20 protein-coding genes and 1 tRNA gene are annotated in these 21,103 nt (G+C 34.7%); 13 read left to right on the forward strand and 8 right to left on the reverse strand.

Going from position 1 to position 21,103, the window contains the following annotated elements; translation table 11 throughout:
* Nucleotides 1-7: 7 nt before the first annotated feature.
* Entirely contained in the window at nt 8-1,225 is a 1,218-nt protein-coding gene (locus tag K8P03_RS07100) for an FprA family A-type flavoprotein (RefSeq protein WP_223419821.1), read from the reverse strand.
* Between the two features lie 164 nt (nt 1,226-1,389).
* Between K8P03_RS07100 and K8P03_RS07105 the strand changes: the two genes are divergently transcribed.
* From K8P03_RS07105 to K8P03_RS07125, 5 genes are all read left to right on the forward strand, one after another.
* On the forward strand, nt 1,390-3,060 hold the full coding sequence (locus tag K8P03_RS07105; protein WP_223419823.1) for an acyl-CoA dehydrogenase family protein: 1,671 nt from the start codon (nt 1,390-1,392) through the stop codon (nt 3,058-3,060).
* Between the two features lie 79 nt (nt 3,061-3,139).
* Nucleotides 3,140-4,930 (forward strand): NAD(+) synthase, encoded by a 1,791-nt coding sequence (nadE, locus tag K8P03_RS07110; RefSeq protein ID WP_223419825.1) that lies wholly within the window; start codon nt 3,140-3,142, stop codon nt 4,928-4,930.
* Nucleotides 4,920-5,717 (forward strand): metallophosphoesterase, encoded by a 798-nt coding sequence (locus tag K8P03_RS07115; protein WP_223419827.1) that lies wholly within the window; start codon nt 4,920-4,922, stop codon nt 5,715-5,717. Before nadE ends, K8P03_RS07115 begins: the two co-directional genes overlap by 11 nt.
* A tRNA-Arg gene (locus K8P03_RS07120) sits at nt 5,708-5,781 on the forward strand. Before K8P03_RS07115 ends, K8P03_RS07120 begins: the two co-directional genes overlap by 10 nt.
* Nucleotides 5,782-6,160: 379 nt before the next feature.
* A complete protein-coding gene (locus tag K8P03_RS07125) occupies nt 6,161-6,400 on the forward strand; it encodes a DUF6290 family protein (protein ID WP_223419829.1) in 240 nt (79 codons plus the stop codon).
* A 151-nt stretch (nt 6,401-6,551) separates the two neighbouring features.
* On the opposite strand, the gene K8P03_RS07130 is transcribed toward K8P03_RS07125, so the two are convergent.
* Complete coding sequence (locus K8P03_RS07130; protein WP_223419830.1) at nt 6,552-7,268, reverse strand: thermonuclease family protein; 717 nt, start codon at nt 7,266-7,268, stop codon at nt 6,552-6,554.
* A complete protein-coding gene (locus tag K8P03_RS07135) occupies nt 7,261-7,683 on the reverse strand; it encodes a Fur family transcriptional regulator (RefSeq protein WP_223419832.1) in 423 nt (140 codons plus the stop codon). Before K8P03_RS07135 ends, K8P03_RS07130 begins: the two co-directional genes overlap by 8 nt.
* Nucleotides 7,684-7,773: 90 nt before the next feature.
* On the opposite strand from K8P03_RS07135, the gene K8P03_RS07140 reads away from it, so the two are divergent.
* The 3 genes from K8P03_RS07140 to K8P03_RS07150 are packed head-to-tail and all read left to right on the forward strand — an operon-like array spanning nt 7,774 to nt 10,332.
* On the forward strand, nt 7,774-8,856 hold the full coding sequence (locus K8P03_RS07140; protein ID WP_223419834.1) for a metal ABC transporter solute-binding protein, Zn/Mn family: 1,083 nt from the start codon (nt 7,774-7,776) through the stop codon (nt 8,854-8,856).
* 7 nt (nt 8,857-8,863) lie between these two features.
* The gene (locus K8P03_RS07145) at nt 8,864-9,523 is read left to right on the forward strand and encodes a metal ABC transporter ATP-binding protein (RefSeq protein ID WP_223419837.1); all 660 of its coding nucleotides are present in this window, start codon (nt 8,864-8,866) and stop codon (nt 9,521-9,523) included.
* Nucleotides 9,517-10,332, forward strand: coding sequence for a metal ABC transporter permease (locus K8P03_RS07150; protein ID WP_223419839.1), 816 nt, complete (start codon nt 9,517-9,519; stop codon nt 10,330-10,332). Before K8P03_RS07145 ends, K8P03_RS07150 begins: the two co-directional genes overlap by 7 nt.
* 180 nt (nt 10,333-10,512) lie before the next feature.
* Here the strand turns inward: K8P03_RS07150 and K8P03_RS07155 are convergent, their stop codons facing one another.
* The 5 genes from K8P03_RS07155 to K8P03_RS07175 all read right to left on the reverse strand — a co-directional run bounded on the left by K8P03_RS07155 (nt 10,513) and on the right by K8P03_RS07175 (nt 15,828).
* Nucleotides 10,513-11,277 (reverse strand): hypothetical protein, encoded by a 765-nt coding sequence (locus K8P03_RS07155; protein ID WP_223419842.1) that lies wholly within the window; start codon nt 11,275-11,277, stop codon nt 10,513-10,515.
* 12 nt (nt 11,278-11,289) lie between these two features.
* On the reverse strand, nt 11,290-13,590 hold the full coding sequence (locus K8P03_RS07160) for a hypothetical protein (RefSeq protein WP_223419845.1): 2,301 nt from the start codon (nt 13,588-13,590) through the stop codon (nt 11,290-11,292).
* A gap of 11 nt (nt 13,591-13,601) precedes the next feature.
* Nucleotides 13,602-13,838, reverse strand: coding sequence for a hypothetical protein (locus K8P03_RS07165; protein WP_223419847.1), 237 nt, complete (start codon nt 13,836-13,838; stop codon nt 13,602-13,604).
* A gap of 177 nt (nt 13,839-14,015) precedes the next feature.
* Entirely contained in the window at nt 14,016-15,626 is a 1,611-nt protein-coding gene (locus K8P03_RS07170; RefSeq protein WP_223419850.1) for a DNA cytosine methyltransferase, read from the reverse strand.
* Nucleotides 15,619-15,828, reverse strand: a complete 210-nt coding sequence (locus K8P03_RS07175) for a helix-turn-helix domain-containing protein (RefSeq protein ID WP_223419853.1) — start codon at nt 15,826-15,828, stop codon at nt 15,619-15,621. The genes K8P03_RS07170 and K8P03_RS07175 overlap by 8 nt, the downstream gene beginning before the upstream one ends.
* Nucleotides 15,829-16,184: 356 nt before the next feature.
* Between K8P03_RS07175 and tnpA the strand changes: the two genes are divergently transcribed.
* The 5 genes from tnpA to K8P03_RS07200 all read left to right on the forward strand — a co-directional run bounded on the left by tnpA (nt 16,185) and on the right by K8P03_RS07200 (nt 21,037).
* The gene (gene tnpA / locus K8P03_RS07180) at nt 16,185-16,607 is read left to right on the forward strand and encodes an IS200/IS605 family transposase (RefSeq protein ID WP_223420695.1); all 423 of its coding nucleotides are present in this window, start codon (nt 16,185-16,187) and stop codon (nt 16,605-16,607) included.
* A gap of 324 nt (nt 16,608-16,931) precedes the next feature.
* The gene (locus K8P03_RS07185) at nt 16,932-17,789 is read left to right on the forward strand and encodes a CPBP family intramembrane glutamic endopeptidase (protein WP_223419856.1); all 858 of its coding nucleotides are present in this window, start codon (nt 16,932-16,934) and stop codon (nt 17,787-17,789) included.
* Nucleotides 17,790-18,174: 385 nt separating this feature from the next.
* Nucleotides 18,175-19,185, forward strand: coding sequence for a hypothetical protein (locus tag K8P03_RS07190; protein WP_223419859.1), 1,011 nt, complete (start codon nt 18,175-18,177; stop codon nt 19,183-19,185).
* 22 nt (nt 19,186-19,207) lie between these two features.
* Nucleotides 19,208-20,173 carry a helix-turn-helix transcriptional regulator gene (locus tag K8P03_RS07195; RefSeq protein ID WP_223419862.1) on the forward strand — a complete coding sequence of 322 codons (966 nt, stop codon included), beginning with the start codon at nt 19,208-19,210 and terminating at the stop codon, nt 20,171-20,173.
* A 9-nt stretch (nt 20,174-20,182) separates the two neighbouring features.
* Nucleotides 20,183-21,037, forward strand: coding sequence for a GIY-YIG nuclease family protein (locus K8P03_RS07200; RefSeq protein WP_223419865.1), 855 nt, complete (start codon nt 20,183-20,185; stop codon nt 21,035-21,037).
* Nucleotides 21,038-21,103 lie beyond the last annotated feature (66 nt).

Consider the following 21,103-nt stretch of genomic DNA (forward strand, 5'->3'; position numbering starts at 1 on the left):
TTTTTTCTTAAATTTCTGTATTTTTTACATCTTCTGCTATTAGTTTAGCAAGTTCTTTAAGTTCTGCTACTTGTGTGTCTTTTACTCCGGAGTTGATTTTTACAACGTCGCCAATGTAGTTTAGCTTAGCAGGTTCTAGGATTTCTTGAGCGATTTCAAGGCTTCTTCCGCCCCAAGACCAGTTGTTTAAGAAGGATACAGTTCTGTTTTGGTAGCCTGTTCCAACTAGTTCTCTTAGAAAGGCATCCATCTTGTAGTAGAGGCCTGCGTTGTAGTTGATTGGTGCGAATACTGAGTGGGTAAATCTGTGGCAGTCTGCAACTGGATAAGAGAAGTCCCAGTCAGAGATGTCGTAAAGAACAATATCTTCAATGCCTTCTTGAGCTAGGTAGTTTGCGAGGATGTCGCTTGCTTGTTCTGTATCGCCGTACATTGATGCGTAAACTATAGCTACTCCCTTTTGTTCTGGAGTAAAGCCTGCCCAGTGGCCGTATTTTTCCATGATAAAGCTAATTGATTCAGGATCTTTATATACAGGTCCGTGTAGTGGAAGGATGGCGTTAATATCAAGGCCTTCTACCTTTTTAAATAAGTTTTGTACCATCTTTCCTTGCTTACCAACTATATTGATATAGTAACGTCTAGCTTGTTCTAACCAGTCACCCTTGTGGATAACCTTACTTGCTTCGATATTACCCGCGATTGCGTTGAAAGCACCAAAGGCGTCAGCTGAGAAGAATAAGCCCTCTGTTGTTTCATATGTCATAAATACTTCTGGCCAGTGAACCATTGGAGCAAAGACGAATTTAAGGTTTCTTTTACCTATATTTAATTCTTCGCCGTCTTTGATTTCTACATATCTGTCAGCAAATTTGTTATCGTAGAATTGCTCAAATAACTTATGAGTTTTGGCATTTCCGACAAATTTACAGTTTGGATATTCTTTAAGGATAAAGTCAATGTTTCTGCAGTGGTCTGGTTCCATGTGGGAAACTACGATATAGTCAAGTTCTTCTCCGTCTAGAGCTGCGGCAACATTTTCTAGATATTGTCTTGTGAAAGCACCTTCTACAGAATCCATGAGAACATTTTTTTCGTCCTTGATGACAAAGGCATTGTAAGAAACTCCGTTTGGAACTTCGAACATATTCTCAAACCTGTTGATTCTGCGGTCATTCACACCTACCCAATAAATATTATCGAGTACTTCTATTATATTGTGCATATTAACTCCTTTGTTAAATAATTGTTTTTCTAACTTAACTATACCTGTTTTTCGCCGATATTAAACTTATTTATTGAAAGAGTTAATAAACTTTGATGAAAATGTTTTATTAAAATGATAATGGGTATCATTTATGTATAAGCGTAGTAAATTAAGGAGAAAATATGACATATAAATTGCCAAAAGAAATTAATGAATTTAGAAAATTTGTAAGGAGTTTTGCAGATGAAAAGGTTAAGCCACTTGCAGCCTTTATGGAAGAGGACTTCCCACTTGAAATCCTAAACGAAATAGGAGAAGCTGGGCTCTTATCCATTCCATTTGAAGAAAAATTTGGGGGCTGTGGTTTATCTTACGACAACTATGCTACCGCTGTTGAGGAAATAGCTAGGGTAAATAGTGGACTTGCAAGCCTTGTCATTGCCCATACTTCTTTGGCTACTTGGCCTATAAATGAATTTGCAAACGAAAAACAAAAAGAAAAGTATTTGAATTTACTCCTAGATGGCAAAAACCTAGGAGGTCTTGGCCACTATGAGGAAGATGAGGATATTCAAACAACTGCCACAGAAGAGGGAGATTACTTCCTACTTAATGGTAAGAAAATCCTAGTAACCAACGCTCGTCTTGCAAATTATTATTTGGTAACAGCCCTTACAAACCCAAGAGATAAGGAAAATGGCCTTTCACTTTTCATAATTGATAAGGATTGCCAAGGACTTTCTTTTTCAAAAACCTATGAGAATTTAGGTTCAAGATCAGTTATAACTGGAGACTTGATTTTAAAAGACGCAAAAGTTTCAAAGGAAAATTTAATTGGCGAGATTAACAAGGCAAATAAATATATTGAGGAAATTTTTGAGGCAAGTAACCTTGCAACAGCTGCCCTTGCCCTAGGTCTGGCAGATGCTGCTTATGAAGCTAGTCAAACTTATTTACAAAGTGGTTTGAAGACCTTTAAGGCTCGTAAGGCTGCCAAGGTCAATCGTCCAATCCTCGCTTCTATGGCTACAGACCTTAAGGCAGCAAAGATGATGGTTAGGGATGCGGCCTTAAAAATGGACGCTAAGGCAGATTTTTATGGCAAAGATACTTCTATGGCTAAACTTTTTGTTTCAAAGCTTTCTGAAGATTTCTCATCCAAGGCCCTTGATATGTGTAGTGGTACCTCATCATCTGCTACTGATCTTGATAAACTTTATAGAGATGCCAAGATTAGCCAAATCTATGATGGTTCTGGCGAACTTATGAAGGAAACAATTGCAGCCTATATTTTGGATAAAAAAGATGCTAAGAAGGTTACGAAGATAGAAGATACCACTAAAAAAGCCCCAGCTAAGGTTGAAGATAGGAAGAAAGAAGTCTTTGTTGGAGATGTTAGGGAAGCTGTTAAGAAAGTTGTGGCAGCCCTCCTTGCTGATGGCCTTAAGCTTAAGAAAGACCCAGTTGACCTAGAAGGCCCTATTGAAGGCGCTGAGAGGGTTGTGGCTGTTGGTATGGGTCTTGGTGAAAAACAAAACCTAGACTTGGCAAAAGACCTTGCAAAGCTTACAGGCTCAGTCCTTGGGGCATCAAGACCTGCTGCCCAAGTTAGACACTATGTTTCAAATGACCACTATATTGGCGTTAGTGGTAAGAAATTTACTGGCGAACTTTACTTTGGTATAGGTATTTCAGGTACAATCCAACACTTAAAGGGAATTGACTCTGCGAGAAAAGTTGTAGTTATAAATAACGATGAGGGTGCACAATTCTTTAAAAACTGCGATTACGGTATAGTTGGCGATTTTACCGAAGTTCTACCAGCCCTAATCGAAGAAATCAAAAACCTATAAAATTAAATTTAGAGAGCGGGACCCAATAGGGTCCTCTTTTTTTGTAAAATTATGGTAAAATAAGACTAAGAGGTTGATTATGAAAAGAAATATAAAGATAAAATCTGCATCTTTTCCAGTTTCTCTGGGAAATGTGGCAGAAAATGTTAAACAAATAAAAAATCTAATAAATGAAGCTGAGGAAGAAAAGGTAAATATTTTATCCCTTCCAGAACTCTGCCTTACAGGGGCGAGTCTTTATGACGGATATCTTGAAGAAGACTTATTGGTATCGGCAGAAAATGGCCTAAAAGATCTAATCGATTTTAGCAAAAATTATGACCTAGCCTTTACAATAGGACTTCCAATAAGGACTGGATTTGACCTATACAACGCCATGGCCCTTATAAAATCAGGCGAACTTATGGATCTAGTTTGCAAGGAAAATTTAAAAGCTTATGAGAAAACTATTTTCGAATCTAAGCCAAGGGGAGAATTTAAGGCCCTTGATTATAGGTTGGATGAAGATCCTCTTGTAAATATTATTTCAGGTCTAAAGATTGGAATTTCAATTGGAGAAGATGATGATATGACAATTCCAAAATCTTTGAGACTCAAAGAGTTGGGTGCGGATATAATTCTCCATCCTGCAGCAGATGCCCGTCATATTTATTCCATTGAAGAAAGTGTTCAAAATATTGAGTTTCTATCAAAAGATTGTATCTATGTCCATACATCAGCAGGCCTAGGCGAATCTTCTACAGATTTAGTTTACACAGGGTCAACTTATATAGCCCAAAATGGGGAAGTTTTAAGAAATAATCCTGCGATTTTCCCTATGGATTGCTATGAATTTGAATGGATTTCTAACTTTAATAATCATACAGACGAAAAATACCAAGTTCATAAATTCCCATATTTGCCAGATGAAGAATATTCTGAATATTATCTAGAGGAAGCTTTGGATATCCAAGCCCTAGGTCTTATTCAAAGAATGAAAGCAGTTGTGACAGAAAAGGTATTTTTGGGAGTTTCTGGCGGAATTGATTCAACAGCAACCCTCCTTGCCATAAATAAGGCCTATGAAATCGCTGGTTTTGACAAGGCAAAAATCGGCGCCTACACCATGCCAGCCTTTGGCACAAGTGACAGGACCAAGTCAAATGCCTACAAACTTTGCCAAGCTTTGGGAATCGACCTTAAGGAAATAAATATTTCAAAATCCGTCACAGCCCATTTAAAAGACATAGGCCACGACGGAAAAACTCCAGACCTAGCCTATGAAAATGCCCAAGCAAGAATGAGGACCCAGGTACTTTTTGACCTATCAAACATGGGCGGGGGCCTTGTGGTAGGAACTGGCGACTTGTCTGAAAATATGCAAGGCTTTGCCACCTACAACGGAGATCATATGTCATCTTACAGCCTAAATGCTAGCTTGATGAAAACCGAACTAAGATACCTAATCAAATCTTATGCCCATTTTACAGAAAATGAAGACCTTAAAAATGTTTTGACAGATATCTTAGATACTCCAGTTTCTCCAGAGCTTGTAAGTAAAAAGGCGGGAGAAATCACCCAAAAAACTGAGGATATCATCGGCCCATACGAACTTTTGGACTTTTTTATCTATCAACACTTGACCTACTACAAGAGTGCAAAAGACATCTTAAGTGACGCGACCAACGCTTTTGAAGGTGCCTACGACAGGGAAACTATAAAATACTGGTTAAAATCATATTTCAAACGCTTTGTCCAGTCTCAATTTAAAAGATCAGCCTCAGTTGACGGCCCAAATGTGACCGGCAGGAGCTTTTCGCCAAGACTCGGCTTTAAGATTCCTTCAGATATGGCAAGCGACCTTTATCTAGGAGATCTCGATGAAAAATAAAAAGAAAATTGTGGCGGGCCTAGTCCTTGCCACAATGGTTTTGTCAGGCAAATACCTCCACGACCAGGCTTTTGTGGCTGTAGAGAAAAAACTTACTATAAAAAATCCTAAGGTCAATAATGATATAAAAATCACCCACATTTCGGACTTTCACTCCAATGTCCTTAGCAATTTGGATCAAGTTCTCGATAATATCAAGACTTTTAATCCCGATTTGATTTTCCTAACCGGTGATATGATCGATTATCCAACAGAAAAGAAAATTGACAGGACTATGTTCTTTCTAGAAAAGCTTTCAAAACTTGGCATAAAAACCTATTTTGTATCAGGCAATCACGAGGAAGCTTCAAGTGAATCTGAGATTTTCTATGAGAAAATAAAGGACTTGGGAATTACAAAACTTGATAACCAAGGAGAAAATCTTAGGATAGGGGATAATGAGGTATATATTTACGGAGTCCCTTATTGGGGAATGGACCTTGATAATTTCAAGCCTGGCTCCGGTCTAAATTTGGTATTGGCCCATTTTTCTAAAAGAATTAGGGATAATTACGATCCAAGGATGGATATAATATTTTCCGGCCACACCCACGGAGGCCAAGTCAGAGCCCCATTCATAGGTGCCCTTGTAGCTCCAGGAGAAGGCTATTTCCCAGACTTTGACAGTGGACTTTACAATTTTAATGAAAGTCAGATTTACGTATCAAACGGCCTAGGCAACACCTTTTTGCCATTAAGATTTCTAGACCAAATCTCCTACACAAACATCACAATCGAGCGTCCTTAGTTTAGTGGTAAAACAAGGGTGTCCGAAGCCCAAGCCCAGGGTTCGATTCCCTGAGGACGTGCCAGGAAAACAATTAAACTTGATTATTTAGCCAAATGGATATATAATCATATTAAGAGAAGCCACCTCTTATCTAAGTAAAAAAGCCACAAAGCTTTCAAACTTTGTGATATTAGTGAATAACAAAAATCCCATAAGGGTAACAAAAAAGCAGGAGGGTCAGTCCTGCTTTTTGCTATTATCTTTGTTTCTGTTTTCTTTCCATAGTTGGAAAAGAATATCAGCCAACAAAGGCAATATTAGTGATGACAAAATTGTCAACAAAAATCCCCTCATGGGCAACACCTCCTTTCTTACAGGGGGCGAATATATTAAACCTTATTTTAAAATAATAAATTTTTGATAGTTGGTAGATTGCTTAATAAAATTTTAAGCAAATAAAATTGGAGTGTGTTACGACTATTATTTCAATTTACTTAAATAAAGGTGAATATAAATTATTTAGAAATTATTCTAATCAAACTAGAAAAAACTTATCAGATCTTTTCAAAATAGCCTTAATTAATCAGATTAAGGATGAATTTGACAATGAACTAGGAATCAAGGCTTTAGAAAGTTTTAATAATAATTCAATTACTTATGAGATTGATGACTTAATTTTCGAGTTAGAAAACTATATGTAGTCTTATTTTGATAGATTTAAATATAGAAAAAATATATAATATTTAAATAAAAAAGAGCTAGAAGGTAATCATCCTTTTAACTCTGTTTTAACTTTAAAATATTAGTATTAAAATCTAATTATAAAATTAAGTATAATTGAAATTATATCTCTTACCTTGCCGGCCTAAATCCTGCTTCCTTAGCCTCTTTTTCTGTTTCAAAATAGACTGCGTTTTTTTCTTTGACTGTGTCATAAGAATCCCATTCTGGGAGGTGGTAGACTTTGGAGTTTTTGTTTCCTTTTATGAGGTAGGAACCATCTATTTTTTCATTTTCCTTGGCAGACTTAGTACCGTCTGACCAGATGCCAAGTTTATTATCTTGGGCGGATCTTTCTAATTCTTTTAAATATTCCTGGTATTTTATATCTGGTTTATAGTAATTTGCGTAGGCGTAGCCTTCCTTGACCAAAATCCCGTTTAGGGTCTTTTTTTCAATATCGGATAGGCTAGGATTACCGACTGGCTCTTCTAGCCAGATGTACCTTAAAAGCCTATCGTATTTGTCCCTATCGGAAATATCTTTTTCCAGGTAAATTTCCTTATTTTTCAAAATACTATTTGTAAAATCTTTGGCCTCATCTGCCATAAATTCGGCAGGCTTTCCGTCCTTTGCGACTTCTGGCGTATTTACGCCGACAAACCTCACTTTTTCGTCTTTTCCATCAATATCAACCCAGATCGTATCCCCATCAACTGCATATTTGACTTTGGCTTTTTGATAAATTTGCCAATCTTTACTTGCAAATTGATTTTTATTTTCCTTTGGTATTTCTTGGCAAGATGTTATAGTTAGGGCGAGAAAAATAGCAAGGATTAGCCTATGCATTTTCCATTTCCCTTTGGCAGGCAGGGCATATACCGTAAAATTCAAAGTTGTGGCCGTTTATAATAAAGCCAGTTTCAGCTACAACTTCCCTTTCAAGGTCGTGGACTGGGCAAGATTTGATGATATATTTTTTGTGGCAACGTGAGCAGGTTATAAAGTGCTTGTGGTCGTCCTTATTTATTTGATAGTAAGAAATCCCATCCAGGTCAGAAGTTTTGAGCAAAAGGTCGTTTTCCTCAAGGATATTGAGGTTGCGGTAGACAGTTGAAAGGTCTATTGCCATTTCTTTTTTTAAGTCGTCATAGATTGCTTGACCGCTAACTGGCTCGTTTTTCTTGTCAATGTAGTCTAGGATTAGCTTGCGCTGCTTGGTTATTCTTAGGTTTTTGTTTTTGAGTAGGTCGTTTAATTGCATATTAGTCTCCTTAAAAACATTATACTTGATTTGACAGATATAAAAACACCTATATAATACATGTGCAAATCATTTGCAAAAGGAGTATGTATGAAAAAGAAAAATTTATTTATAGGACTAGCTTTAGCCCTTGCAGTGACAGGCTGCGGAAATCAAGCTAAGAATGATACAAATACAGAAACAAAGGAAGAAGTAAAAACAGAAGACAAGGCAGAAAACAAAGCCGAATCAAAGGTGATTTACGCTTCATTTTACCCAATTTACAACCTAACCAAGCAAATTGCTGGCGATAAGTTTGATGTTAAGGCATTTAATTCCCTAACTACAGAAAGCCACGATTTTGAGCCATCTGCAAAGGAAATTGCAGAATTATCTGAATCTCAACTTATCTTTATGAATGGGGCAGGCATGGAAGATTGGAAGGATGACGTAGAAGGAACTGTTGATATTACAATGGTTGACACAAGCCAGGGCCTTGATTTAATAAAGGCAGACCACGAAGACGCTGACGACCATGATCACGATCACGAAGACGCTGACGACCATGATCACGACCATGAAGACGCTGACCATGATCACGAAGATGCTGACCACGACGACCATGACCACGAAGATGGTGAAGAAGAACATCATCATCACCACCACCACGGCGAGTTTGACCCACACACTTGGTTATCACCTGTAAATGCCAAAGCCCAAGCTAAGGTAATTGCAGATAAATTATCAGAAATTGACCCAGCCAACAAGGATTACTACGAAGCAAATTACGAAAAAATTGCTAAAGAATTCGACGAAATGATAGCTGAATACAAGGAAAAATTTGAAAAAGTAACAAACAAGAAATTCATCGTTCCTCACGAAGCCTTTGGTTATGTAGCAAGAGATTTTGGTCTTGAACAAATTCCTCTAGCTAGCCTAACATCAACAGCAGACCCAGATGCCAAGGTTATGAAGGAAGTAACAGACCTTGCAAAAGCTAACCAAATCAAGACAGTTTTCTTTGAAAAAGGCGGTTCAGACAAGGCAGCAAAAACAATCGCTGATGAAATCGGTGCAGAAGTGGCCCCACTATCAACAATGGAATTTGCAACCCAAGAAGAAATTGACAAGGAAGTCACAATCCAAGAAATAATCAAAGAAAACCTTGAAAATATATATAAGTCACTAGCATAATATATATATGAAACAAATCGAGATAAAAAACCTAAAATTTGGCTATAATGAAAATTTAATATTAAAAGGCGTAAATTTAGAACTTGACCAGGGGAACTTTGCCGTAATATCCGGCGAAAATGGATCAGGCAAGTCCACTCTAATTAAGCTAATACTTGGTGAACTCAAAAAAGACCATGGGTCCATAAAACTTTTTGGAATAGAAATGGAAGACTTTAAAAACTTTGATAAGATTGGCTATGTACCTCAGGTCAACGAGGCCATCAAGATTGCCTTTCCGGTATCTGCTAGGGAATATGTGGGCCTAAACCTCTATAAGGAATTTTCGATTATTAACACTATCACAAAAAAATCAAAATCGAAAATCGAAAACACTTTTTCCACCCTAAAAATTAAAGACCTTATAGATAGGCCGGTCAACACCCTATCCGGTGGCCAAGCCCAGAGAGTTATGATCGCAAGGGCCATGGTAAATAATCCCGATATATTGATTTTAGACGAACCAACAGTAGGAATCGACCAAAAATCCAAGGAAGACTTCCTTGACCTCATAGTCCACCTAAATACCCACCACGGGATTTCAATTTTGATGATAACCCACGAAATGGAAATTTTGGGCGATTATGTGGACAAGGTCTTTAAACTTAAGGAGGGCCTAATATGCTAAGCTATGATTTTATGAGAAGGGCCCTTCTAGTTGGGGGGATGCTAGCCATAATCATTCCAATGATTGGCCTAGTAATGATAAATAGGAAAACATCCATGATAGGCGACGCCCTATCCCACTCTTCACTAGCGGGCATAGCTATGGGGCTAATTTTCGCTATAAATCCTATGTGGACATCCTTGGTATTTTGCGTTCTAGGAGCCTTCGCTATTGACATAATAAGGAAGAAATTCAAGGACTTTGGCGACATGGCCACAGCCATTATCATGAGTTTTGGCATAGGCCTTGCGGCGATTTTATCAGACTTTGCCCCAGGAGGAAAATCTTTTGAATCCTACCTCTTTGGGTCAATAACAACAGTTTCAAGGGAAGATGTCATTCTAGTAGGGATAATTTTTGCCCTAGTAGTCACCATGTCCCTCTACTTTTACAACGCCCTCCTATTTATATCCATAAACCCGATAATGGCAAGGCTTGCAGGCGTTAAGGCAGGAATGGTAAATGGAGTATTTACCTTCCTAACAGCCATCACAATAGCTATCTCAGCCAAAATCGTAGGGGCACTGATGATTACATCACTAATGGTAATCCCAGTAGCCACAGCCCTTTTAATGAGCGATTCCTACAAAAAAACCTACCTAATCTCCCTAATATTTTCGGTAATTTTTATGATCTCAGGAATCACCATATCCTTCTACTACGGCCTAAAACCAGGCGGCGCCATAGTAATGATAGCTATAGGGACCTTGGTAATTGTGGCAATAGTTAAAAAAATAAGAGAAAAATTAAAGAAAATGACCTCCAAATAGGGGATGCAACTTAGAGATTTGATAAATTAACGGATTTTTGAGTAACCGCCTTCATGCATAGGAAAGCAAGATGACCACACTAGAGAATTGATTTGCCTCAGTGTGGTCATTTTTGTTATCTCGAGTACCGAAATGGTAAGTGAGAATATATCATCCATTCAATTAAACAAATATACGAGATCATCTCATTGCATTTTCAAATGCTTGTGAAAAAATCTTATCATCAAGTACTGTTCTTAGTTCTTTTTTTATTCTGAAACATTCTGCCTGATATTTTTTTGATCTTCTCGCCTTACTTTTTATTTTTGCACTATTTGGAAAGTCTTTAGAAAATTGCCCAAATGAAATTCTCCAATATTTAGCCATCTCTTGAATCGAGTCATATATTTCAAACAACTCATTGTCCGTAAAAACAGAAGTATCTTTCTTTTTTAGATAGAGATGCAATCCTTTTTCAAATTCTCTCCAATCATCTTCTCTGATTTTTTCACGTTTATGACGAATCCATTCAAAAATTCTTTCATCTTCTCTGTTTCCAACACGGTCTAAAATATCCTGCCATTGCCTCCATGATAACTTTTCAACAATCTCCTGATCATATTGTGAAAGTCTATAACATTGGCCATAGAAGCTACGAGTCTCCGCATTAGTTCCTTCGTTTCTTTTTCTATCTTCTTTTGTAGCAAAATTCTTTATCTCATCCCAGAACTTTCTACGCTCTATAAATGAGATATCGTACTTTGTTAAAAGTTCTCCTAAGATTTTACCTAAATTGTACTTGTAGAGTACGCTTTTTCCATATGTCTCTTCCAAATCAGCTTCTATCTGAGGAATTTCTTCTTTTAAAGTTTTAAGAATTTCATCTATAGTTGCGATTTCTTGAGACGATAAAAGACCTTCATATAATAAATGTCCTTCAGCATCTAATCTAACTATATGTCCCATTTTTATCACCTATTATTTCAAACTTTGATAATAAACACTTTCAATTTTCTGTAATACCTGCTCCGCCGCATCTTGAGGTTCAAGCTCTACAAAGTCTTTTCCAACGTCTCCGAACATGTCATATCTTCCTTCAGACAGATACAATAGCACGAACTGTTTCAACATTTGCTCACGCAAATAGTCATGCTGAATATCTGCATAATTCTCCAAGTTAGTGTACGCAGCATGTCCTATATTCAATGTAATAGTTCTTCCGTTTCCGGGAGTATTCCAAGATCTTCTATAATCTTCCGGAGACTTTACAAGATTTATATCAAACGAATCTGCACTTCCGTGTTTTTCATCTGAATTTAAGAAAATCTTATAATGATAAAATGTTATTTTGTCACCTTTTTCATATTGTGAATCGTCCTCATTTGCAATCAATCTTGCTCTGAGTTCCAACACACCATCAGATAGATATTTTGAGTATATAGCCTCGTCAAAAACAATTTCTTTAACTGGATCTGTAACAATCTCTTCAAACGGAGCCAATTTTCCTGTAAGTTGCGTAACATCAATTATCTTAGGATTAGTAATATCGCTAGCGTTATGAATACTAATATTAAGACGGTAATTTAATGACTCATTTCTCTTGTTATCAATCAAGTAGGTGACATTTCTTAATTTTTCATTGAAATTTACCCTACGACTACTTTCTGTAGGAAAAATACATTCATGAAGTGTTAATTTAACTTCTTCTCTACTATTAGTTGGTCTGTCAATATCAAAGAAATAAGGCAATTCCTTTCGTTTTTCTTTTCTGCTTCCTATTACTTTTACAGAAAGTAATATCCTATTCTCTGCAAATGGAACAGAGTTATCCTTCGTAATTTGATGTTCAAAGTCAAGCTTTTTTACCTCCCCAGATTCAATGGATATTTTGTCTTTTTTTATTATTGAAACAACAGAACCTGTTTGAGGATTCACAACAGATAAATTATATTCAAATTTCTTATTAACCGTGTATGAGCTACTCATTCTAACAGAAAATTTTATAGTATCCCCGCCAGTTACTCTTTCAGAATTTTCTTCAGGGTATCTAATGTTTTGCCAGCGAACATCAAAATCCGCCCTCTTAGGCCCATTACCGAGATTCTCAAAATTAAGTTTTTTAAATAAATCTTGAATTTCTTCTTTAATATGATTTAATTCATCTTTTAGTTTTTTATCTTCGCTTTCTTTATCTTTAATGTAGCCCCACTCAGTTAAACAAGTAGTTACTTTATTTTGGGTATAGTTCCTGAGGTTTTGATATTGCAACTTCCCCTTTTTACCTTTACTTACACCAAAATGAACCTTGTCTTCAATTTCAGAGAGTTTTTCCTCCCACTGCTCATCAACCTCAATATATCCCCAATACTTACCATCAACTTTCTTAGGTATATCTTTGAGATCAATCTCTCCGATTTTCATGCCTTTTCTATAGTATGAAATACCTTGCCACCTATTGTCTCCGTCATCAAATACATATAACCCAAAGTGTTTAACTTTATATCCTACATCATATTTTTCTGGCGACGGCAATTCATAAGTACGAGTACTTTGCTTAATATCGGTTGGAACAGCAACTCTATTTCCATTTACGGTAATAGCGGCATCAGCCTTTAATCGGTTTATGATAATCCACCATGATTCTTGAATATCATTAATAATAGTGCCATCATTTATTGCGTTCACAAGTTCTTCTTTTGGAGAAACAATAATGATTCTTGATCCAACAGTTGTTTTCTCGCTAAGTCCGGTATTTTCAAAAATAAATTTCTTAGCTTCATTTCCTTCATAAGCAACGGATTCTACTTGCCCTTTTTTATTTATATTCGCTACATATTTTCCATCTTCACGTAAAGAATCAAAATAGTAAGTATAATCTTCAGACGCAACAGAATACACGCTTTTTCCTGCACCGTACAAACCGCCTCCAGTGGAATTACCACCAGAATTAAACATAGATGTAAAACGAGATAATCTTTCTTCAGGGGGAAGGGTTTCTTCTCTTGCCATCATTGCATTAATCTCTTCTGCAGGAGTGTTTTTGCCAGTCAAACCCATAGTTCCACTATCGGAGACAATAACAAATTTCCCATAACTATTTTCTTTATATGAAATATCGCATTTCCAATTCTTCCAATTATTTGTCTTTCTCGCGCCCACAGCATTTTGAATAGCATCTTTTTGAAATCCATTAGGAAAAGATACCCCAGCATCTAAATATGCACCAATAATCCAATCAACATTTCTTTTGTAATTTTGTGGAATAGGTGTTAGTCCCATATAAGTCCCCCTTAATTCAGTGTGAATCTTTTACTTTTATTGCTTTCAATCTTATTAAACTTTTTTCTAGCTTCTTTTACTTCGGATTCAATAGCAGAGAAAATTTTATCAACATCTTCTTGTGTATAATCATATGCGCTTGAATTTGAGCAATTTCCAAGAAGTTGTAGCATATCTATTATTTTGTTAGTGCGTGCTTCTGCAAGTCTTACAAATTTTTGCCTTTTTGTTTCACGTTCTTTTGGCATATAACTACCTCCATTTTCCATATGTTTCTTATATTATATTTCTGCGATCGTTTTTAGTCAATAATATTTCTTAAATATTTGTAACATTTTTAAAATATTTGGAGCTAGATTATTTATTATATAAAATAAGCCGTAGATTTGTAATAATCTACGGCTTATTTTTTTGCTATATATATTTTATTTTAAATATTCTAATAATATTTCGGCGATGCCCTTTGCCAAAAGAGGTGGAACAGCATTTCCAACCTGTTGGTATTGTGAATCTTTTGTACCAATAAACACAAATGAATCTGGAAATGATTGCAATCTTGCGGCTTCTCTTACGGATATTGCTCTATCCAAAGTAGGATGAATCCACATGGATTTTCTGACGTTAACGACTGTACCACTGGGCTTATTTGGATCCAATCGCAAATAAATCGTATTCTGTGTTCTTTCTGGCTTAGAATAAGTATCCTTATCCTCAATGTTCAGACTGTGAAAATTTTTGCCTTGTTTTATTTTTCTAAATCTGTCTAACGCTTTTTCTGTTGTTTTGGTTGTAATTTGATTTGTTACTCCCTTACTGCCTGTTCTCATCAGCATTGCGTACTCACTTAATTCATCATTAATTTTATATGGTTGTAAATTTTGTTTTTTATCATATCCAACTTCATAATTTGTCAAATCGTTGATTGCATCTCCAACCGTAGGTATCACTTCCGATTTATTTATATTTGTATAGTCCAACTCCTTTCCTGATTTGTGGTATATGTCTTTTCTAATTCCGAGCACTATATATCTTCTGCGTTCTTGCGGAACGCCAAACCACTCTGCATTAAACACATTTCCTTTTTGTATATATTCATTTCCAAGTATTGCATTCACATAATCAATTACTGAATAAGATTTGGTTATAAATCTTAATCCCTGCTCTTCTGAATAGTCATATGTTCCTATTAATTCATTACTTGTTATTTCACGGATGAATTCTATCAGTTTTTGCAAATTAACAACATAGTCAAGATCTGCCTTAATATCATCAAATTTTTCATTTTCTAAGGCTGATAATATTAACGATAATTTATTCGTCATTATTATTGTTCCATTTTCCGTAGCTTCTTGATTATCAGTTATGTAATCTGAAATCAACTTTTTTATAAGTGAGGTATTTTTCGTTAAAAAGTTTGGAAGTCTCCTATTGTTATCTAGGTTTTTCCTCAGAACACTTAACAAATGTTTCAATTGAAAGGGTATATCATATACTGCTAGATTCTCCTGCGGTAACTGTTCTAGATCTATATCGGCAAACACATGGTCAGCCAGTACCAATGAATCAATTCTCTTCGGAATATTAAATCCTTGTGCAATCAATTCTTCAATTTCATTGTTATCTTTATATGAATCGTAAAATCTGTGTGTATCGGACTCTAGCATACTCACATTTTCCATAACAAATGCCTTAGGTCTTACTTGTTTAATAGCTCTAAAATATTCTTTTACCAGACTGTTATTCATGCTAATAAGATGATTTTTTTGCCTGTTTGCGTTGGAAAATCCTTGGCAAGGGGGCCCTCCAATTACAACATCTATTTCATTATCTTTTCTTTTATTCAACGCACCAAAGTCGTATCCTATCACATTGTTTATAAATTCAAACCCTTCTGAATGTTTTGCAATATTTTGTTTATATGTTTCTCTAGCATTCTCGTTTATTTCTGCTGCTGCAACAAGTTCATATTCTCTAGTTAAATAAAATCCATAGCTTAAGCCACCCGCACCAGCAAATAAATCAATAACCTTAATCATCGGATTTACCTCGACTTTCTGCACCAACAACTCGATTTTTACTACGCACCCACGAGTCAACTTCGCTAATTTTAAATTTCCATTTTCTATCTATCTTATATCCAGGAAGTCCCTGAGTATTAACCATTTTCTTAACAGTATCTCTACTACTGTCTAGATGTTTACAAATTTCTTCCATTGAAACCCATTTTTCTACTGCCATGCTATTACTCCTAAATCTTCATTTTATTTTAACTCATTCCACACACAAATTCAAGTGGATTTATAACTATTTATTACTAAAAATTACTAGAATAAACTAATAAAAACTAAAAAGTTTTTTAATTAGAGTATGTCAATAAAGAATTTTTTATTATCCACTTTAGCGAGTTAAGCGAACGACAGAGAGCGAAACAAAAAACCACCTGCTATGCAGGTGGAGGGACATAGCTTTAGCTTCAAGCACTAAGAAAACCTCCTTAAAGTATAATTGTGATAATCACATGCACAATTAAACAAGGAGGTTAAAACTTGGACAAGAATAGTTTATCACATACCAAGTGAAGATGAAAATACCACATAGTTTTTGCACCAAAATATAGAAGACAAGTAATATACAGGCAATTGATAAAAGACATAGGCAGTATACTTCGCGAATTATGTTCAAGAAAAGGAATAAAAATAATAGAAGCAGAACTATGTCCAGATCATATCCACATGCTTGTAGAAATCCCACCAAAATATTCAATATCACAAATAATGGGATATTTAAAAGGAAAAAGTTCATTAATATTATTTGATAGACATGCCAACCTAAAATATAAATACGGAAACAGAAATTTTTGGTTTAGAGGATATTATGTAGATACAGTAGGCAGAAATGAAAAGAAAATAAAAGAATATATACAAAATCAATTAAAAGAAGATTATTACGCTGACCAAATAAGTATAAAGGAATACTATGACCCGTTACGAGAGAGGAAGTCAAATAAGAACAAATAAAAAAACTGCTTCAGCAGTAGTTGGGAAAGTGGTGCATGTGATGGAATACTCGACAGCCCCAATAGGGGCGTGCCGTTATTCGCGCATTATAGTCGCTGTACAAACTACCAGTTTAGCTGGTAGTTTTGATTCAAAACATTTTCCTAAATTTATTTAGTAAAAACTAATCCAAGTTTAACTTACGAAATGTTTAAATATTAAGTTGTAAAGCATGGTATAATATTACAGAAAAATTATTCAAAGTGAAATGACCTAAGAGGTGAAATATAGGATTTTCCTATGATAAATTATGTAAAATATTAATAGAAGACAGGAGAGAAGATTATGGAAAATAAAAATAAAATAAAGAATTTTTTTAAAATCATCTTAAGGATTTTTTTATTGTTGCTGGCAATCGCCGTTTTCACTGGCGGGATTATGCTTGCCCTATCACTAATTTTTTATGGAAAAACCTACTTTAATAGCGACTATAAAAATGCAAACCTAGTGATGTTAATGGGAACTACGGGTCAATTATTGGCAGGTATATTTTTTGTGAAGTTTATTTTAAAAAAGAAAATTGATTACATCTTTTTTAAAAAAGAAGGCCTTGCCAAGAACATTTGCATTGGGCTATTCCTAGGATTACTGCAAATCTCAATTTATGTCTTATTTGATATGGGGAGGGGAGTTCTAGGATACAGTGGAAGTAGCTTTGGTAATTTTAATTTGATATTCCTTGCCTACTTTATAGGATTTTTTATCCAATCAACATCAGAAGAAGTCTTGGTAAGAGGTATCTTAACTAGGGTCTTATCTGATAAATTTGGAAGAAACGTTGCAATCCTACTACCTTCGATATTTTTTGGACTTTTGCACCTGGGTAATGAAGGAGTTACAATTTTATCAACCCTTAACACAATCCTGGTGGGCATATTTTTTGCAAAATTACTATTTTATAAAGAAAATATTATGTTGACCTCTGGAGTACATGCAGGTTGGAACTTTTCCATGGCAATGATTTATGGCTTAAACGTAAGTGGCTTTAGTGGATTTGATAGCTTACTTAATTTTAAAATTTTAAATTATAACTTGTACGATGAAATTTATGGGCCAGAGGGCAGTATAGTAGTAACATTTATTGAAATTATAAGTATTTTTATTATATTTTATTTAGATAGAAGAAAAGAAGTAAATAAATAGAAAAAAGTCTATCCAGGAATTCAACCTTTAGGTTCTCTAACTATTGGATATTATATTGGTGACATTAAAATTTTTATTGGAAGAGATGATAAGTAAAACTAAAAATGGATTTAGTAAAGCTTCTTTATGAAAACGGATACCTTTATCAATTGAGTGAAGAAGTATTTGATATGGTTTTATGCCAGTCGGAAAATTATATAAATCAGAGGTAAGACTATGAGTGCTCAAACTCATAGTTTTTTTCTTAAAATCTAAAGATTTACCAAACTATTTTTACAAAATACCTATTTCAATGAGGAATAGAGGGTCACTTTTTTATGGGAAATTTACCCTATACAATTTTTTGTATATGACCTTTGCTATAATAAATTTAAGAGGTGATGGTATGAATCTTGAAGAAAAAATTATAGACATATCTAGGACCAAATACGGAGAAAATCTCTATATAGAAGACAGAATAAAGAAAGAAATGGAAGTAATACGAGAAAAATGCTCAGAAGATGAAATTGACTTTCTCTTGTTCTTAAAAGAAAATCTTGACCAAAATATCTTAATCGGAAACTTGCCTTTTTTAAGTCTGTATCTTTTGGGTCTTAGCCTAATAAACCCACTTCCTGCCCATTATTACAATGAGAAAACCAGGGATATTATCTTTGTAGACGGAGTCGAATATGGGGCTGATTTAGAAAAAAAGGATGGTTTTAGCCGAGATGGTTTTAATATCGATCCTTCCTATACATTTGAAAATGACATTTATTTTGAAATTCAGATTGATAAAAAATATGAGTATAGAGTAAGGTTCCGGGTATTGGAATATTATGACTATGGACCTGGGGATCTTTGGTGTAAATACAAGGGAATGGAAAAATGTGGCTTATATTTTACTCGCTTTATTTATCTTGATAAGTTAAATCCCTTATATTATGAAAAAAATATCTTAAAATACATAGATATGGAAGATTTTAAAAAATATTTATTTGAAAATTTTTTGAACGAGAAACTTGAATTGAAAAATGGATTTCCAAGAAAGGTGACCGAATCTTTGGAAAATATAAATTTTAAGGAAAATATAAAAACCTATGGAGATTTTTTATATCTTTTAGGACTAACACTAACCTACACCAGGGCATATTCCTTATTTATAGACTTTGCTAATAGAAATTATCCATCAAATAGGGAAGAAATTTTTGCTTATTATTTGGATCATGGGCTTGAAAGTGAAGAAGCTGGGAAACTTGCCTATGACATAAGTTTTTTTAAGGCTGATATTCTTCCAGAAATAGACCCAGAGAAAGATGACTACCTAAGAAAACTTAATTATACTTGGGATAAGACAAGCCTAGTTAAAGCCAGCCTTTATTCTTATTTAGATTATAAAATTAATGCTTTAATATGATATAATAATTCTAGGAGGACCTATGGCAAGTTCAAGATTAAATATTTTATATATCCTAGAAATTCTTCGTGAAGAAAGTGACCCCGACCATATACTTTCAATGGCCGAAATAAGGAAAAAACTTTCTTTATATTATAATGTAGATTTAGACAGGAGAACAATTACCAGTGCTATTAATGATTTGATCGACTTTGGCCTTGATATTTCAACCTTTTCTGACAATGGCAAGGGCTATTATCTTATAGATCGCCCGCTTGAAAAAAGCGAGACTTATCTATTAATGGATGCCATATTTTCCCTTTCTTATATTGACAGGGACCAGTGCACAGATCTTTTAAGGAAGATTGGGAAAAGTCAGTCCAAATACCAAAGGTCAGTTGATAAATATATAAGCCAGCCAGACTTTTATAGGTCAAAAAGAACTTTAAATAAGGAAGTTTTCCTAAATATAGAAGTTATAAATGAGGCAATAGATAAAAATAAACAAATAGAATTTACCTACCTGACCTATGGGCCAGACAAGAAACTTGTGCCAAAAAGAAAAAGACCCTACAAATTAAACGCTTATAGGATTCTATCCGACAATAAAAAATACTATCTTTTGGGAACGACGCCAGGTTTTACAAATATTTTGTCCTTCAGGCTAGATTTTATAAAGGATATAAAAATCCTAGACGAAAAAAGGGATGACTTTAGGGAAGAAGAATTAAATAGGATAATAGAAAAGGCGACCCATGCTTTTTTTGGCAAGCCATCATTTATAAAAATACGCTTTAAGGAGGAAATCTTAAACTATGTAATTGATCAATTTGGAACGGATATAAAAATTAGAGAAGATGGTGACTATTATCTCGCAGAATTTTTGGCGCCCGAAAAAGGTATAGAATACCGGGCTCTGCAATTTCTCCCATATGTGGAAGTGATAGAGCCAAAAAGTCTAAGAGAGTCGATTATTGAAAGTTTGAAAGAAAATTTATATGGGATTTAAGGAGAGATTATGGAACTTAAACTAAATGATATTTTTAATTTGACAGAAGAAGAAATAAATAATAGCAAGATAGAATTTAACATGACTTATGGGTCGAAAGCAGATTATTTTATAGACTATTGGCTTAAACAAAATGATATTGATAAAATAAATGGTACATGTGAACAGTGTTCTTACTGGGGTTGGTATGGCACAAGCCAAAGGAATTTTTATCCAGATCAATGGGTTTTTAGTTTTTCTAGGATAAGTGGAGATGAATGGTTATTTATTTCTGCTGGTAAGGTTCTAGAAGTTCCAGAGGATGATTGGGCAAAAGTTGAGATTTTAGATATATTCAAGCCATTTTTTGGTAGACTTGTTATTAATTGTAATAAAGGACATACATTTGCAAGATATACTTTTAATTTAAGTTCATATATTGAGAAGATAAGTGTTAAGGAAATTCTTTCATGCCTTTATAGCGGTGATAAATTTGATGGTTATGATAGAGTTTACTTGCCATTTGGTAAATTATCTAAAATTTTTAAAGGTGAAATTTTACCTACTTATTATGAAGCCTTAAGTAAGGTGAGTGGTGTGTATTGTCTGACAGATACAAATACAGGTAAGCTTTATATTGGCTCAGCTACAGGTATAGAAGGTGTAAGACAAAGGTGGGGCGATTATTTTTCTAGTAAGGATGGAGGAAATAAAAAGTTAATTGAATTAAAAAATAAAGAAGGGGAAGAATATTTTGAAAAGTATTTTACTTTTACTTTAATAGAATTTTTTAATAGGTCTTATGATCCAGAAAAGATAATTGAAAGAGAACAATATTGGAAAAAATGTTTTGATACAATTAATAATGGTTATAATAGCAACTAGATAAAATTTCCCAGCCTTTTCGCTGGGATTTTTTACACCTTAGTATGATATAATATTACATATATA

The sequence above is a fragment of the Anaerococcus murdochii genome, assembly GCF_019957155.1.
GTDB classification, from domain to species: Bacteria; Bacillota; Clostridia; order Tissierellales; family Peptoniphilaceae; genus Anaerococcus; species Anaerococcus murdochii.

Coding starts and splice junctions, on each gene's coding strand:
- K8P03_RS07145 (WP_223419837.1), top strand. CDS start 8,864: ATGAAACAAATCGAGATAAAAAACCTAAAATTTGGCTATAATGAAAAT.
- K8P03_RS07170 (WP_223419850.1), bottom strand. CDS start 15,626: ATGATTAAGGTTATTGATTTATTTGCTGGTGCGGGTGGCTTAAGCTAT.
- K8P03_RS07200 (WP_223419865.1), top strand. CDS start 20,183: ATGGAACTTAAACTAAATGATATTTTTAATTTGACAGAAGAAGAAATA.
- K8P03_RS07115 (WP_223419827.1), top strand. CDS start 4,920: ATGAAAAATAAAAAGAAAATTGTGGCGGGCCTAGTCCTTGCCACAATG.
- K8P03_RS07150 (WP_223419839.1), top strand. CDS start 9,517: ATGCTAAGCTATGATTTTATGAGAAGGGCCCTTCTAGTTGGGGGGATG.
- K8P03_RS07130 (WP_223419830.1), bottom strand. CDS start 7,268: ATGCATAGGCTAATCCTTGCTATTTTTCTCGCCCTAACTATAACATCT.
- K8P03_RS07100 (WP_223419821.1), bottom strand. CDS start 1,225: ATGCACAATATAATAGAAGTACTCGATAATATTTATTGGGTAGGTGTG.
- K8P03_RS07175 (WP_223419853.1), bottom strand. CDS start 15,828: ATGGCAGTAGAAAAATGGGTTTCAATGGAAGAAATTTGTAAACATCTA.
- K8P03_RS07190 (WP_223419859.1), top strand. CDS start 18,175: ATGAATCTTGAAGAAAAAATTATAGACATATCTAGGACCAAATACGGA.
- K8P03_RS07195 (WP_223419862.1), top strand. CDS start 19,208: ATGGCAAGTTCAAGATTAAATATTTTATATATCCTAGAAATTCTTCGT.
- K8P03_RS07160 (WP_223419845.1), bottom strand. CDS start 13,590: ATGGGACTAACACCTATTCCACAAAATTACAAAAGAAATGTTGATTGG.
- K8P03_RS07155 (WP_223419842.1), bottom strand. CDS start 11,277: ATGGGACATATAGTTAGATTAGATGCTGAAGGACATTTATTATATGAA.
- K8P03_RS07105 (WP_223419823.1), top strand. CDS start 1,390: ATGACATATAAATTGCCAAAAGAAATTAATGAATTTAGAAAATTTGTA.
- K8P03_RS07165 (WP_223419847.1), bottom strand. CDS start 13,838: ATGCCAAAAGAACGTGAAACAAAAAGGCAAAAATTTGTAAGACTTGCA.
- nadE (WP_223419825.1), top strand. CDS start 3,140: ATGAAAAGAAATATAAAGATAAAATCTGCATCTTTTCCAGTTTCTCTG.
- K8P03_RS07140 (WP_223419834.1), top strand. CDS start 7,774: ATGAAAAAGAAAAATTTATTTATAGGACTAGCTTTAGCCCTTGCAGTG.
- K8P03_RS07185 (WP_223419856.1), top strand. CDS start 16,932: ATGGAAAATAAAAATAAAATAAAGAATTTTTTTAAAATCATCTTAAGG.
- K8P03_RS07135 (WP_223419832.1), bottom strand. CDS start 7,683: ATGCAATTAAACGACCTACTCAAAAACAAAAACCTAAGAATAACCAAG.